The following is a 12,843-nucleotide window of genomic DNA, read 5'->3' on the forward strand; positions in this document are numbered from 1 at the left end:
CCGGCTCCGGCTCCGGCTCCTCCGCCGGTTCCGGCTCCGGGTCCACCGGGGTCTTCACCGACTCCAGGAGGAGCTGGGTCACGTCGACGACCGTGACGGACTCCTTGGCCTTGCCCTCGTTCTTCTTGCCGTTGACCGAGTCGGTCAGCATGACGAGGCAGAACGGGCAGGCGGTGGAGACGATGTCCGGGTTGAGGGACAGGGCCTCCTCGACGCGCTCGTTGTTGATGCGCTTGCCGATCCGCTCCTCCATCCACATCCGGGCACCACCGGCGCCACAGCAGAAGCCGCGCTCCTTGTGGCGGTGCATCTCCTGCTGGCGCAGGCCGGGGACGGCGGACATGATCTCGCGCGGCGGCGTGTAGACCTTGTTGTGACGGCCCAGGTAGCACGGGTCGTGGTAGGTGATCAGGCCGTCGACCGGGGTCACCGGGACCAGCTTGCCCTCGTCGATGAGGTGCTGGAGCAGCTGGGTGTGGTGGATGACCTCGTACTCGCCGCCGAGCTGCGGGTACTCGTTGGCGATGGTGTTGAAGCAGTGCGGGCAGGTCGAGACGATGCGCTTCGCCGACTTCGGCTTCTTCGTCGACTCGTCCTCGTCGTCCTCGCCGAACGCCATGTTCAGCATGGCGACGTTCTCCTGGGCGAGCTGCTGGAACAGCGGCTCGTTGCCCAGGCGGCGGGGGGAGTCACCGGTGCACTTCTCGTCGCCGCCCATGATCGCGAACTTGACGCCCGCCATGTGCAGCAGCTCGGCGAAGGCCTTGGTGGTCTTCTTGGCCCGGTCCTCCAGGGCGCCGGCGCAGCCGACCCAGTAGAGGTAGTCGAACTCCGAGAGGTCCTCGACGTCCTTGCCGACGATCGGGACCTCGAAGTCGACCTCCTTGGTCCACTCGACGCGCTGCTTCTTCGCCAGGCCCCAGGGGTTGCCCTTCTTCTCCAGGTTCTTGAGCATCGTGCCGGCCTCCGAGGGGAAGGCGGACTCGATCATCACCTGGTAGCGGCGCATGTCGACGATGTGGTCGATGTGCTCGATGTCGACCGGGCACTGCTCGACGCAGGCGCCGCAGGTGGTGCAGGACCACAGGACGTCGGGGTCGATGACGCCGTTCTCCTCGGCGGTGCCGATGAGGGGGCGCTCGGCCTCGGCGATCGCCGAGGCGGGGACGTCCTTGAGCTGCTCCTCGGTGGCCTTCTCGTTGCCCTCCATGTCCTTGCCGCCGCCGGCGAGCAGGTACGGCGCCTTGGCGTGCGCGTGGTCGCGCAGCGACATGATGAGGAGCTTGGGGGAGAGGGGCTTGCCGGTGTTCCAGGCGGGGCACTGCGACTGGCAGCGGCCGCACTCGGTGCAGGTGGAGAAGTCGAGGATGCCCTTCCAGGAGAACTGCTCGACCTGGGAGACACCGAAGACGGCGTCGTCGGCCGGGTCCTCCCAGTCGATCTCCTTGCCCGCCGTCGTCATCGGCTGGAGCGCGCCCAGCGCGGTGGAGCCGTCGGCGTTCCGCTTGAACCAGATGTTCGGGAAGCCGAGGAAGCGGTGCCAGGCGACACCCATGTTCGTGTTGAGCGAGACCGTGATCATCCAGGTGAAGGACGTGACGATCTTGAGCGCCGCGACGAAGTAGGTGAGGTGCTGGATCGTGCTCAGGTCCAGGTTGTCGAGCAGCGCGATCAGCGGGTACGAGGCGAAGAAGCCCGGTTCCCAGCCGGTGACGTGGTGCTGGACGCCTTCGAGGGCCCGCAGCGTCATGATGCAGAGGCCGACGATCAGGATGACGGCCTCGACGAAGTACGCCTGGCCGGTCTTGGAGCCCGCGAAGCGGGACTTGCGGCCCGCCCTGGTCGGCCTGCTGAGCTGCCGGATCACGATGAGGGTCACGATGCCGAGGACCGTCATCAGGCCGAGGAACTCGGTGAAGATCTCGTACGGCAGCCAGTCACCGATGATCGGGATCAGCCAGTCGGCCTGGAAGAGCTGGCCGAAGGCGTTGACGATCGTCAGGAGCAGCGAGAAGAAGCCCACCGCGACGAACCAGTGCGCGAAGCCGACGATGCCCCAGCGGTTCATCCGGGTGTGGCCGAGGAATTCCTTGACCAGGGTCACGGTGCGCTGGGTGGGGTCGCCGGTGCGGGTGCCGGCGGGCACGGGCTGCCCGAGGCGCACGAACCGGTAGATCTGCACGGTGGCACGACCGAACAGCGCGACGGCCACCACCGTGATGGCGATCGACACGATGATCGCGGCGAGTTGCATGAGGGGCTCCTCGGGCGGGCCTACTAAGCGGTAACTTATGGAGTCCGTGCTGAGATTACCCGTTCGGGGCCCCGTGCTGTAGCGGCGCTCGCGGTGATCTGTGTCGCTCAGGCAAACCTTGCCGCGCGACGCCTGCGGACTGCTGGAAGCGTACGCGCCAGGATCGTCAGATCCATCCCCAGCCAGTGGTGGTCCACATAGTGCAGGTCGAGCAGCTCGCGCTCCTCCCACGGCAGGTCCGAGCGTCCACTGATCTGCCACGGGCCGGTGAGCCCGGGCCGCACGGAGAGCCGGCGGCGTCCCTCGCCCGCGCACTCGCGGTGGCCCGGGGTCAGTGGACACGGTCCGACCAGCGACATCCGGCCGCCGACGACGTGCACGAGGAGCGGCAGCGCGGCCAGCGGGCTCTTCGTGCGGAAGGTCAGCATCGTGAAGGGTTCTCCCTCCAAGCCTGCCACCGTGCGGCGGCGCAGCACGCCCCGGCCGGGGGTGGCCGAGCCGAGGGCGACCGAGAGGGCGACGGCGGTGAGCAGCGGGGACAGCACGACCAGGAGGGCGAGCCCGCCCACGACGTCGAACGTGCGCTTGGCCGTCATTCCCGCACCCTTCCGAGCATTCCCCACACCCTTCCGAGCGACGAATGAGAATCATGGGATATTCGTGGGATATGGCTGGTTTGCCCGACATGGGGCCATCGGACTCTCTCATGCGGCACCTCGCCGGACCCGGGACCGACGCGCGCTCGACTCCGTATGAGCGAGATAAAGGGCGAAGAGTTGAGCCCCCTCCACTCAGGTCTGTTGACGCAGTCCGCGTCGTCATGCATCCTTGAGTCAGATCCACTCAAGTACGTCAGCTGGAGGAATCGAAATGGCACGTGCGGTCGGCATCGACCTGGGCACGACTAACTCCGTCGTCAGCGTTCTGGAAGGCGGCGAGCCCACCGTCATCACCAACGCCGAGGGCGCCAGGACCACGCCGTCCGTCGTCGCCTTCGCGAAGAACGGCGAGGTGCTCGTCGGCGAGGTGGCCAAGCGTCAGGCCGTCACCAACGTCGACAGGACCATCCGGTCGGTCAAGCGCCACATGGGCACCGACTGGAAGATCGAGATCGACGGCAAGAACTTCAACCCGCAGCAGATGAGCGCCTTCATCCTGCAGAAGCTGAAGCGCGACGCCGAGGCCTACCTGGGCGAGAAGGTCGTCGACGCGGTCATCACCGTGCCGGCGTACTTCAACGACTCCGAGCGCCAGGCCACCAAGGAGGCCGGTGAGATCGCGGGCCTCAACGTCCTGCGCATCGTCAACGAGCCGACCGCGGCCGCTCTCGCGTACGGCCTCGACAAGGACGACCAGACGATCCTCGTCTTCGACCTCGGTGGCGGCACCTTCGACGTGTCCCTCCTGGAGATCGGCGACGGCGTCGTCGAGGTGAAGGCCACCAACGGTGACAACCACCTCGGCGGTGACGACTGGGACCAGCGCGTCGTCGACTACCTGGTGACGCAGTTCCAGAACGGCCACGGTGTGGACCTGGCCAAGGACAAGATGGCTCTCCAGCGTCTCCGCGAGGCCGCGGAGAAGGCGAAGATCGAGCTCTCGTCCTCGACCGAGACCTCCATCAACCTGCCGTACATCACGGCCTCCGCCGAGGGCCCGCTGCACCTGGACGAGAAGCTCACCCGAGCCCAGTTCCAGCAGCTGACCTCGGACCTGCTCGACCGCTGCAAGGTGCCGTTCCACAACGTCATCAAGGACGCGGGCATCAACCTCTCCGAGATCGACCACGTCGTTCTCGTCGGTGGTTCGACCCGTATGCCGGCCGTCGCCGAGCTCGTCAAGGAGCTGACCGGCGGTCAGGACGCCAACAAGGGCGTCAACCCGGACGAGGTCGTCGCCATCGGCGCCGCGCTCCAGGCCGGTGTCCTCAAGGGTGAGGTCAAGGACGTCCTGCTCCTCGACGTGACCCCGCTGTCCCTCGGCATCGAGACCAAGGGCGGCATCATGACCAAGCTCATCGAGCGCAACACCACGATCCCGACCAAGCGGTCCGAGATCTTCACGACGGCCGAGGACAACCAGCCGTCCGTGCAGATCCAGGTCTACCAGGGCGAGCGCGAGATCGCGGCGTACAACAAGAAGCTCGGCATGTTCGAGCTGACCGGTCTGCCGCCGGCCCCGCGTGGTGTCCCGCAGATCGAGGTCGCCTTCGACATCGACGCCAACGGCATCATGCACGTGACCGCGAAGGACCTCGGCACGGGCAAGGAGCAGAAGATGACCGTCACCGGCGGCTCCTCGCTGCCGAAGGACGAGGTCGACCGGATGCGCCAGGAGGCCGAGCAGTACGCGGACGAGGACCACCGTCGCCGCGAGGCCGCCGAGTCCCGCAACCAGGGCGAGCAGCTCGTCTACCAGACGGAGAAGTTCCTCAAGGACAACGAGGACAAGGTCCCCGGTGACGTCAAGGCCGAGGTCGAGGCCGCTCTCGTCGAGCTGAAGGACAAGCTCAAGGGCGAGGACACCGCCGAGATCCGCACCGCCACCGAGAAGGTCGCGGCCGTCTCCCAGAAGCTCGGCCAGGCGCTCTACGCCGACGCCCAGGGCGCGCAGGCCGCGGGCGGCGACGCCGGCGCCGGCCAGCAGGCCCAGGCCGACGACGACGTCGTCGACGCCGAGATCGTGGACGAGGACAAGCCGAAGGGCGGCGCTGCCTGATGTCGGAGGAGACCCCGGGCTTCGAGGAGAAGCCCGAAGTCCCCGCCGACGGCACGCCCGAGGAGACCGAGGCCGCTGCCCCCGCCGACAAGGCGGAGGGGGCGGCCCCGGCCGGGGACGCTACTGACGTAGCTCTGCTGGCGCAGCTGGACCAGGCCCGCAAGGCGCTCGAGGAGCGCACCGCGGACCTCCAGCGGCTCCAGGCCGAGTACCAGAACTACCGCCGCCGCGTGGAGCGGGACCGGGTCACGGTCAAGGAGATCGCCGTCGCGAGCCTCCTGAGCGACCTGCTCCCGGTGCTCGACGACGTCGGCCGGGCCCGGGACCACGGCGAGCTCGTGGGCGGGTTCAAGTCGGTGGCCGAATCGCTGGAGACCGTCGTCGCCAAGATGGGTCTGCAGCAGTTCGGCAAGGAGGGCGAGCCCTTCGACCCGACGATCCACGAGGCCCTGATGCACTCGTACGCGCCGGACGTCACCGAGACGACCTGCGTGGCGATCCTGCAGCCGGGGTACCGGATCGGCGAGCGGACCATCCGGCCCGCCCGCGTGGCCGTCGCCGAGCCCCAGCCGGGCGCGGCACCGGCCAAGGACGACGCGACGTCCGGTGACGAGGAGAGCGGTGCCCCCGAGGAGGGGTAGCGCGACCGGCCGCACAGCGGTGACTAACCCCGGAGCAGTCCGGAAGGAGGGACGTCGATGAGCACGAAGGACTTCGTCGAGAAGGACTACTACAAGGTTCTCGGCGTCCCCAAGGACGCCACCGAGGCCGAGATCAAGAAGGCGTACCGGAAGCTCGCCCGCGAGAACCACCCGGACGCCAACAAGAACGACGCCAAGGCCGAGGAGCGCTTCAAGGAGATCTCCGAGGCGAACGACATCCTCGGCGACCCCAAGAAGCGCAAGGAGTACGACGAGGCCCGCGCCCTCTTCGGGAACGGCGGCTTCCGGGCCGGCGGCCCCGGGGCGGGCGGCTCGTTCAACTTCGACCTGGGTGACCTCTTCGGAGGCGCTCAGGGCGGCGGCGCGGGCGGCGGCTTCGGCGGCGGCGGTGGCATCGGGGACGTCTTCGGCGGCCTGTTCAACCGCGGCGCGGGCGCGGGCACCCGCACCCAGCCGCGGCGCGGGCAGGACATCGAGTCCGAGGTGACGCTCAGCTTCACCGAGGCCATCGAGGGCGCGACCGTACCGCTGCGGATGTCCAGCCAGCAGCCGTGCACGGCGTGTTCGGGCACCGGCGACAAGAACGGCACCCCCCGGGTGTGCCCGACCTGCGTCGGCACCGGACAGGTCTCGCGCGGCAGCGGCGGCGGCTTCTCGCTCACCGACCCGTGCGTGGACTGCAAGGGCCGCGGCCTCATCGCCGAGAACCCGTGCGAGGTCTGCAAGGGCAGCGGCCGGGCCAAGTCCTCCCGCACCATGCAGGTCCGTATCCCGGCGGGCGTCTCCGACAACCAGAAGATCCGGCTGCGCGGCAAGGGGGCACCGGGGGAGCGCGGCGGGCAGAACGGCGATCTGTACGTCGTGGTGCACGTCGACACCCATCCGGTCTTCGGCCGCAAGGACGACAACCTCACCGTCACCGTGCCGGTCTCCTTCACGGAGGCGGCGCTCGGCGGCGAGATCAAGGTGCCGACCCTCGGCGGCCCCGCGGTCACCCTCAAGCTGCCCGCGGGCACTCCGAACGGCCGGACCATGCGCGCCCGGGGCAAGGGCGCGGTCCGCAAGGACGGCACGCGCGGCGACCTGCTCGTGACGGTCGAGGTCGCGGTGCCGAAGGAGCTGGACGACAAGGCACGTGACGCCCTGGAGACCTATCGCGAGGCGACCGCCTCCGAGGATCCGCGGGCGGAGCTGTTCCAGGCCGCGAAGGGAGCGTGACCCGGTGGACGGGCGCCGACGCAATCCGTACGAACTGACCGACGAGTCGCCGGTGTACGTCATCTCGGTGGCGGCCCAGCTCTCCGGTCTGCACCCGCAGACCCTCCGTCAGTACGACCGTCTCGGTCTGGTCTCCCCGGACCGTACGGCGGGTCGTGGCCGGCGCTACTCGGCCCGTGACATCGAACTGCTCCGTCAGGTGCAGCAGCTGTCGCAGGACGAGGGCATCAACCTGGCCGGCATCAAGCGCATCATCGAGCTGGAGAACCAGGTCGCTGCGCTGCAGGGCCGGATCGCGGAGCTGTCGGCGGCAGTCGACGGCGCGGCGGCGGCGATGCGGCAGCGCGAGGCCCAGGTGCACGCCTCGTACCGGCGCGATCTGGTGCCGTACCAGGACGTGCAGCAGGCGAGCGCGCTGGTGGTCTGGCGCCCGAAGCGCACCGGCGAGTAGTTCCTGAACGGCGAAGTCCCCTCCACGACGCGTGGAGGGGACTTCGCCGTTCGTGCCCGGGTTACGGGATGAGCTCCGCCACGATGTCGCCGAGCGTCTCCCACCAGGGCGCGGCGCCCGTGCCGAACGCGGCGGCGAGGGCGGTGCCGACGGCGTGGTCCAGCGGTGTGGGGGTGACGGCCTGGTCCCAGTCGGCGTCGACCCTGCCGTCCCCCGCGGACTCCAGGGTGCCGAGCGCCTTCCCGTTCCGGGTGAGCCGGCTGTCCACGTGCGAGCAGGGGACGAGCCGGTAGCGGACGCCGTCGACGCGGACGTCCACCCGGTAGGAGCGGCGCAGCAGCCGTGCGCGGGCCGGCCTGACGACGGCGGGTTCCCCGCCCACCGTCAGGGCCAGCAGGGCGGGCTTGCGGGTCCCGATCGGGGTGTGGGTGTCGGGGCGGGTCCCGGGGGCCCTGAGGAGCTCCACGGTGGGCAGGCCGTGCCCGGAGACGCGGAGGGTGCCGGCGGGCCCGTCGAGGTCGATCTGTACGTACACGGTGGTCGGTTGTCCCGTTCGACGCTGGTCAGTTGTCCTGTTCGAGGATGCCCGACTGCGCGATCAGGTAGCCGAGCTGGGCCCGGCTGCCGCTGCCGAGGGCGGCGGCGAGTTTGGCGATGTGGGCGCGGCAGGTGCGCACGTTCATGCCGAGGCGGCGGGCGATGGCCTCGTCGACGTGGCCCTCGACGAGGAGTTTGGCGATGGAGCGCTGGACCCCGCCTATGCCGTCCACGGAGGGGCTGTAGGGGATCTCGTCCTCCCACGGCACGCCGTGCAGCCAGAACTGGTCGAAGACGCCGACGAGGTACTGGACGAGGCCCTCGTGGCGGAGTTCGAGGGCGACCTGGCGGTCGCTGCGCGCGGGCACGAAGGCGACCTTGCGGTCGACGATGATCAGCCGGTCGACGATCTCCTCGAGGGTGCGCAGTTCGAGCCCGTACGGCGCGACGCGTTCGACGTAGGCCAGCGTGGCGGGGTGGTGCCGCGCCGTGTGCTGGTAGAGCGTCCGCATCCGGACACCGCGGTCGAGCAGCGGCTCCATGCGGCGCAGGGCGGCTTCGAGGGTCTCGGGGCGGCGGCCGCTGCCGGGCTGGATGGTGAGGAGTTCCTCGGTGCACTCGTTGATGGCGCGGTCGAGGGCGGCGTTGATGACGCTGAGGCCTTCGAGGACCGTGATCGCCTGTGCGCCGGACGGGTCCTGGGTGTGGATCGCCATGAACGGCTCGAAAGCGTCCGCGAGGGCTATCGCGTGCTGCCGTCGGACCTGTATCTCCTGCTCGATGGGGTGCACGAGCTGGTTGAGTGCGATCGACGGCGGAACGGGACGCAGGCACTGGCTGTCGTCCGGGTCCGGGTGCAGGAGGGAGAGTTCCCTCAGGCAGGGGGCGGCTTCGGCGTCCGCACGGGCTATGCGGCCGGTGCGGAGCGCACTCGCATAGAGCTCCTTGCCCACGTCGCATAGTTCACCGTGACTGTGCTTATGACCGGACTCGTCGCATTCTCGCCTCATTTGCACCCCCCTCAGGGTCATGAATTACAGGAACATGATGCCCGGGTTGGCTGGTGGAAAGGGTCGGGAGTGAGCCATCGTCTTACTCGCGGGGGGGAGGTAGTGATCAAAAGAGGTGGAGATCGGCCATGACCAGGATGGTTCGTGCACTTAGCGCCATAGCCGTTGCGGCGGCTGCTCTCGGCGCACTCGCCGTCGGCGAGCCCTCGTGGGAGAGCACCCCGGCGCATTCCGTGGCAGGGCCGGACGAGCCCTCGTGGGAGAGCAACCCGGCGCACGACGTGTGGGCGGGACCCGGCGAGCCCTCGTGGGAGAGCTCTCCCCGGGACGTCGTGCTCGCTGCTCCCTACGAGCCGTCCTGGGAGATCGCTTCCAGGGGCGCGGGGGCGTGACCGTGCCGCCGGACGACCCCAGGTTCCGCCGGGAGATGGCTTCGGCCTACCGGTCCGGGTGGCACTTCGTCGACCTCGCCACGGCAATCCCCCACCGTGGCGACGCGTTGAAGATCACCCTCTTCGGAGAGCCGATCGTGGTGGCACGGGAGCAGGACGAGGACGTCCGCGCCTACCGCTGCCTCCGCCGTCCCCGCGGCGCCCCACAGCCCATCCGCTGTGCCATCCGGTACGGCATGATCTTCGTCAATCTCGACCAGCGGGACCACCAGCTGATCGAGCCCGAGACCATCACCGCCACCCCCCGCAGTGCCTGAGCGATTCCCCCGTCGTTGTAGATCGCTCCGGCACTTCCCCCACACAGCGGCGCCATCGCGGACCTGAAACGCGATGGCGCCGCTGTGCTGCCCGGACGTCCCCGTACGGGGGACGTCCGGGTTTCTCAGGCGCGTCCCATCGCCCGCGTCAGGGCGATCTCGATGACGACCCGGTCCGGGTTCTCGGCCGGCGTGCGCCCGTAGCGCTCCGCGTAGCGCCCCACCGCGTCCGCGACGACCTCCGCCTCCGTACGGATGTGCGCGACGCCCTCCAGGGTGGCCCAGCGGCCCTTGTCGACCTGGCAGACCGCGACCCGCGCGCCGTCCGCGCCCGCCGCCAGGACGTTGGCGACCTTCCGGCTGTGCTTGTTGGTGATGACCCGGGCGTATCCGCCCTCGGGGTCGTAGGTGACGCCCACCGCCACGACGTGCGGAGTGCCGTCCGGGCGCGGGGTGGTCAGGGTGCACATGTGGTACTCGCGCCAGAAGCTGAGGTACGAGTCGGAGGGGTTCCTCGGGTCGGTCGCCATGCACGGAAACTACCCGGGGTGGAGCTCTGCGCGACACCTTGAGCGCAATCGACTCAACTTTGTGTACGCTGGATGAGTCATAAAGGGAGAGGACCCGGAACAACCCAGGAGGAGCACCGCACGTGGACGCCGAACTGACCAACCGGAGCCGGGACGCGATCAACGCGGCCAGCAGCCGCGCCGTGTCCGAAGGGCACGCCGACCTGACCCCCGCGCACCTTCTGCTCGCGCTGCTCACCGGTCAGGACAACGAGAACATCACCGACCTGCTCGCCGCCGTCGAAGCCGACCAGGCGGTCGTGCGCACCGGCGCGGAGCGGCTGCTCGCCGCCCTGCCGAGCGTCACCGGCTCCACGGTCGCGCCCCCGCAGCCCAGCCGCGAGGCCCTCGCGGTCATCGCCGACGCCGACCGGCAGGCCAAGGAGCTCGGCGACGACTACCTGTCCACCGAGCACCTGCTCATCGCGATCGCGGCCAAGGGCGGCCAGGCCGGTGAGATCCTCGACGCGCAGGGCGCGAGCGCTTCGAAGCTGCTCGACGCGTTCGAGAAGAGCAGGGGAGGACGCCGGGTGACCACACCGGACCCGGAGGGGCAGTACAAGGCGCTGGAGAAGTTCGGCACGGACTTCACCGCCGCCGCGCGCGAGGGCAAGCTGGACCCGGTCATCGGCCGCGACCACGAGATCCGCCGCGTCGTGCAGGTGCTGTCCCGCCGCACCAAGAACAACCCGGTCCTCATCGGTGAGCCCGGCGTCGGCAAGACCGCCGTCGTCGAGGGCCTCGCCCAGCGGATCGTGAAGGGCGACGTACCCGAGTCGCTCAAGAACAAGCGGCTGGTCTCGCTCGACCTCGGCGCGATGGTCGCCGGCGCCAAGTACCGCGGCGAGTTCGAGGAGCGGCTGAAGACCGTGCTCTCCGAGATCAAGGCGAGCGACGGCCAGATCATCACCTTCATCGACGAGCTGCACACGGTCGTCGGCGCGGGCGCCGGCGGCGACTCCTCCATGGACGCGGGCAACATGCTCAAGCCCATGCTGGCCCGCGGTGAGCTCCGCATGGTCGGCGCGACCACCCTCGACGAGTACCGCGAGCGGATCGAGAAGGACCCCGCCCTGGAGCGCCGCTTCCAGCAGGTCCTGGTCGCCGAGCCCACGGTCGAGGACACCATCGCGATCCTCCGCGGACTCAAGGGCCGGTACGAGGCCCACCACAAGGTGCAGATCAACGACTCCGCCCTGGTGGCCGCCGCGACCCTCTCCGACCGGTACATCACCTCCCGCTTCCTCCCCGACAAGGCCATCGACCTCGTCGACGAGGCCGCCTCCCGGCTCCGGATGGAGATCGACTCCTCGCCCGTCGAGATCGACGAGCTCCAGCGCTCCGTGGACCGGCTCCGCATGGAGGAGCTGGCCCTCAAGAACGAGACGGACCCGGCGAGCAAGCAGCGCCTGGAGAAGCTGCGGCGCGACCTCGCCGACCGCGAGGAGGAGCTGCGCGGCCTGACCGCCCGCTGGGAGAAGGAGAAGCAGTCCCTCAACCGGGTCGGCGAGCTGAAGGAGCGCCTCGACGAGACCCGCGGCCGCGCCGAGCGCGCCCAGCGCGACGGCGACTTCGACACCGCCTCCAAGCTGCTCTACGGGGAGATCCCGGCCCTGGAGCGGGAGCTGGAGGAGGCGAGCGAGGCGGAGGCCCAGCAGGAATCGTCGAAGGACACGATGGTCAAGGACGAGGTCGGCCCCGACGACATCGCGGACGTCGTCGGCGCCTGGACCGGCATCCCCGCCGGCCGCCTCCTGGAGGGCGAGACGCAGAAGCTGCTGCGCATGGAGGACGAGCTCGGCCGCCGGCTGATCGGCCAGTCCGAGGCCGTCCGGGCCGTCTCCGACGCCGTGCGCCGCACCCGCGCGGGCATCGCCGACCCCGACCGCCCCACCGGTTCCTTCCTCTTCCTCGGCCCCACGGGTGTCGGCAAGACGGAGCTGGCGAAGGCGCTCGCGGACTTCCTCTTCGACGACGAGCGGGCCATGGTCCGCATCGACATGTCGGAGTACGGCGAGAAGCACAGCGTCGCCCGGCTGGTCGGCGCGCCTCCCGGCTACGTCGGGTACGAGGAGGGCGGCCAGCTCACGGAGGCGGTCCGCCGCCGCCCGTACAGCGTGGTCCTGCTCGACGAGGTGGAGAAGGCGCACCCGGAGGTCTTCGACGTCCTGCTCCAGGTCCTGGACGACGGACGGCTGACCGACGGGCAGGGGCGGACGGTGGACTTCCGCAACACCATCCTGATCCTCACGTCGAACCTGGGCAGCCAGTACCTGGTCGACCCCCTGACCTCGGCGGACGTGAAGAAGCAGCAGGTCCTGGACGTCGTCAGGGCCAGTTTCAAGCCGGAGTTCCTCAACCGGCTCGACGACCTGGTGGTCTTCTCCGCCCTCGACCGGGCCGAGCTGGGCCGGATCGCGCAGCTCCAGATCGACCGGCTCGCCAAGCGGCTCGCCGAGCGGCGGCTCACCCTGGACGTCACCCCGGAGGCCCTGGAGTGGCTCGCCGAGGAGGGCAACGACCCGGCGTACGGCGCCCGGCCGCTCCGCCGCCTCATCCAGACGGCGATCGGCGACCGGCTCGCCAAGGAGATCCTCGCGGGCGAGGTCCAGGACGGCGACACGGTCCGTGTGGACCGCTTCGAGGACGGCCTGATCGTGGGGCCGGCGGCGCGCTAGGAGGCCCTGGGGCCCTGAGGCCCCCGTCACCGCCCCG

At 69.6% G+C, this 12,843-nt stretch carries 12 protein-coding genes; 7 read left to right on the forward strand and 5 right to left on the reverse strand.

Annotated elements, in window-relative coordinates; translation table 11 throughout:
• Both AOK00_RS27545 and AOK00_RS27550 read right to left on the reverse strand, forming a co-directional pair.
• The coding region (locus tag AOK00_RS27545; protein WP_055602961.1) for a (Fe-S)-binding protein at window positions 1–2,254 on the reverse strand (2,254 nt) is incomplete at its 3' end.
• A gap of 107 nt (window positions 2,255–2,361) precedes the next feature.
• Window positions 2,362–2,850 (reverse strand): sugar transferase, encoded by a 489-nt coding sequence (locus AOK00_RS27550; protein ID WP_055602962.1) that lies wholly within the window; start codon window positions 2,848–2,850, stop codon window positions 2,362–2,364.
• A 274-nt stretch (window positions 2,851–3,124) separates the two neighbouring features.
• Between AOK00_RS27550 and dnaK the strand changes: the two genes are divergently transcribed.
• The 4 genes from dnaK to AOK00_RS27570 are packed head-to-tail and all read left to right on the forward strand — an operon-like array spanning window position 3,125 to window position 7,303.
• Window positions 3,125–4,972: a molecular chaperone DnaK gene (gene dnaK, locus AOK00_RS27555; RefSeq protein ID WP_055602963.1), complete on the forward strand. Its 1,848-nt coding sequence runs from the start codon at window positions 3,125–3,127 to the stop codon at window positions 4,970–4,972.
• Window positions 4,972–5,613 carry a nucleotide exchange factor GrpE gene (gene grpE, locus AOK00_RS27560; protein ID WP_055602964.1) on the forward strand — a complete coding sequence of 214 codons (642 nt, stop codon included), beginning with the start codon at window positions 4,972–4,974 and terminating at the stop codon, window positions 5,611–5,613. The genes dnaK and grpE overlap by 1 nt, the downstream gene beginning before the upstream one ends.
• 57 nt (window positions 5,614–5,670) lie before the next feature.
• A complete protein-coding gene (gene dnaJ, locus AOK00_RS27565; RefSeq protein ID WP_055602965.1) occupies window positions 5,671–6,852 on the forward strand; it encodes a molecular chaperone DnaJ in 1,182 nt (393 codons plus the stop codon).
• Window positions 6,853–6,856: 4 nt separating this feature from the next.
• Entirely contained in the window at window positions 6,857–7,303 is a 447-nt protein-coding gene (locus tag AOK00_RS27570) for a heat shock protein transcriptional repressor HspR (RefSeq protein WP_055602966.1), read from the forward strand.
• A gap of 61 nt (window positions 7,304–7,364) precedes the next feature.
• On the opposite strand, the gene AOK00_RS27575 is transcribed toward AOK00_RS27570, so the two are convergent.
• Together AOK00_RS27575 and AOK00_RS27580 are read right to left on the reverse strand one after the other, a co-directional pair.
• The gene (locus AOK00_RS27575; RefSeq protein ID WP_055602967.1) at window positions 7,365–7,838 is read right to left on the reverse strand and encodes a hypothetical protein; all 474 of its coding nucleotides are present in this window, start codon (window positions 7,836–7,838) and stop codon (window positions 7,365–7,367) included.
• A gap of 28 nt (window positions 7,839–7,866) precedes the next feature.
• Window positions 7,867–8,871, reverse strand: a complete 1,005-nt coding sequence (locus AOK00_RS27580) for a helix-turn-helix transcriptional regulator (protein WP_173861645.1) — start codon at window positions 8,869–8,871, stop codon at window positions 7,867–7,869.
• A gap of 116 nt (window positions 8,872–8,987) precedes the next feature.
• Here AOK00_RS27580 and AOK00_RS27585 point away from each other — a divergent pair, with 116 nt between their 5' ends.
• Together AOK00_RS27585 and AOK00_RS27590 are read left to right on the forward strand one after the other, a co-directional pair.
• Window positions 8,988–9,242: a hypothetical protein gene (locus AOK00_RS27585; protein ID WP_159041861.1), complete on the forward strand. Its 255-nt coding sequence runs from the start codon at window positions 8,988–8,990 to the stop codon at window positions 9,240–9,242.
• Window positions 9,239–9,559, forward strand: a complete 321-nt coding sequence (locus AOK00_RS27590; protein WP_030323603.1) for a hypothetical protein — start codon at window positions 9,239–9,241, stop codon at window positions 9,557–9,559. Before AOK00_RS27585 ends, AOK00_RS27590 begins: the two co-directional genes overlap by 4 nt.
• A 125-nt stretch (window positions 9,560–9,684) precedes the next feature.
• Here AOK00_RS27590 and AOK00_RS27595 read toward each other — a convergent pair whose 3' ends face one another.
• Entirely contained in the window at window positions 9,685–10,089 is a 405-nt protein-coding gene (locus tag AOK00_RS27595; protein WP_030323601.1) for a pyridoxamine 5'-phosphate oxidase family protein, read from the reverse strand.
• Window positions 10,090–10,211: 122 nt separating this feature from the next.
• Between AOK00_RS27595 and clpB the strand changes: the two genes are divergently transcribed.
• Complete coding sequence (clpB, locus tag AOK00_RS27600; protein ID WP_055602969.1) at window positions 10,212–12,806, forward strand: ATP-dependent chaperone ClpB; 2,595 nt, start codon at window positions 10,212–10,214, stop codon at window positions 12,804–12,806.
• The last annotated feature ends 37 nt before the right edge of the window (window positions 12,807–12,843 follow it).

The sequence above is a fragment of the Streptomyces aureus genome, assembly GCF_001418135.1.
GTDB classification, from domain to species: Bacteria; Actinomycetota; Actinomycetes; order Streptomycetales; family Streptomycetaceae; genus Streptomyces; species Streptomyces aureus_A.

Bases quoted from the DNA above. Each gene is read 5' to 3' on its own strand.
- AOK00_RS27595 (WP_030323601.1), bottom strand. From the start codon at position 10,089: ATGGCGACCGACCCGAGGAACCCCTCCGACTCGTACCTCAGCTTCTGG.
- dnaK (WP_055602963.1), top strand. From the start codon at position 3,125: ATGGCACGTGCGGTCGGCATCGACCTGGGCACGACTAACTCCGTCGTC.
- AOK00_RS27580 (WP_173861645.1), bottom strand. From the start codon at position 8,871: ATGACCCTGAGGGGGGTGCAAATGAGGCGAGAATGCGACGAGTCCGGT.
- grpE (WP_055602964.1), top strand. From the start codon at position 4,972: ATGTCGGAGGAGACCCCGGGCTTCGAGGAGAAGCCCGAAGTCCCCGCC.
- dnaJ (WP_055602965.1), top strand. From the start codon at position 5,671: ATGAGCACGAAGGACTTCGTCGAGAAGGACTACTACAAGGTTCTCGGC.
- AOK00_RS27550 (WP_055602962.1), bottom strand. From the start codon at position 2,850: ATGACGGCCAAGCGCACGTTCGACGTCGTGGGCGGGCTCGCCCTCCTG.
- AOK00_RS27585 (WP_159041861.1), top strand. From the start codon at position 8,988: ATGGTTCGTGCACTTAGCGCCATAGCCGTTGCGGCGGCTGCTCTCGGC.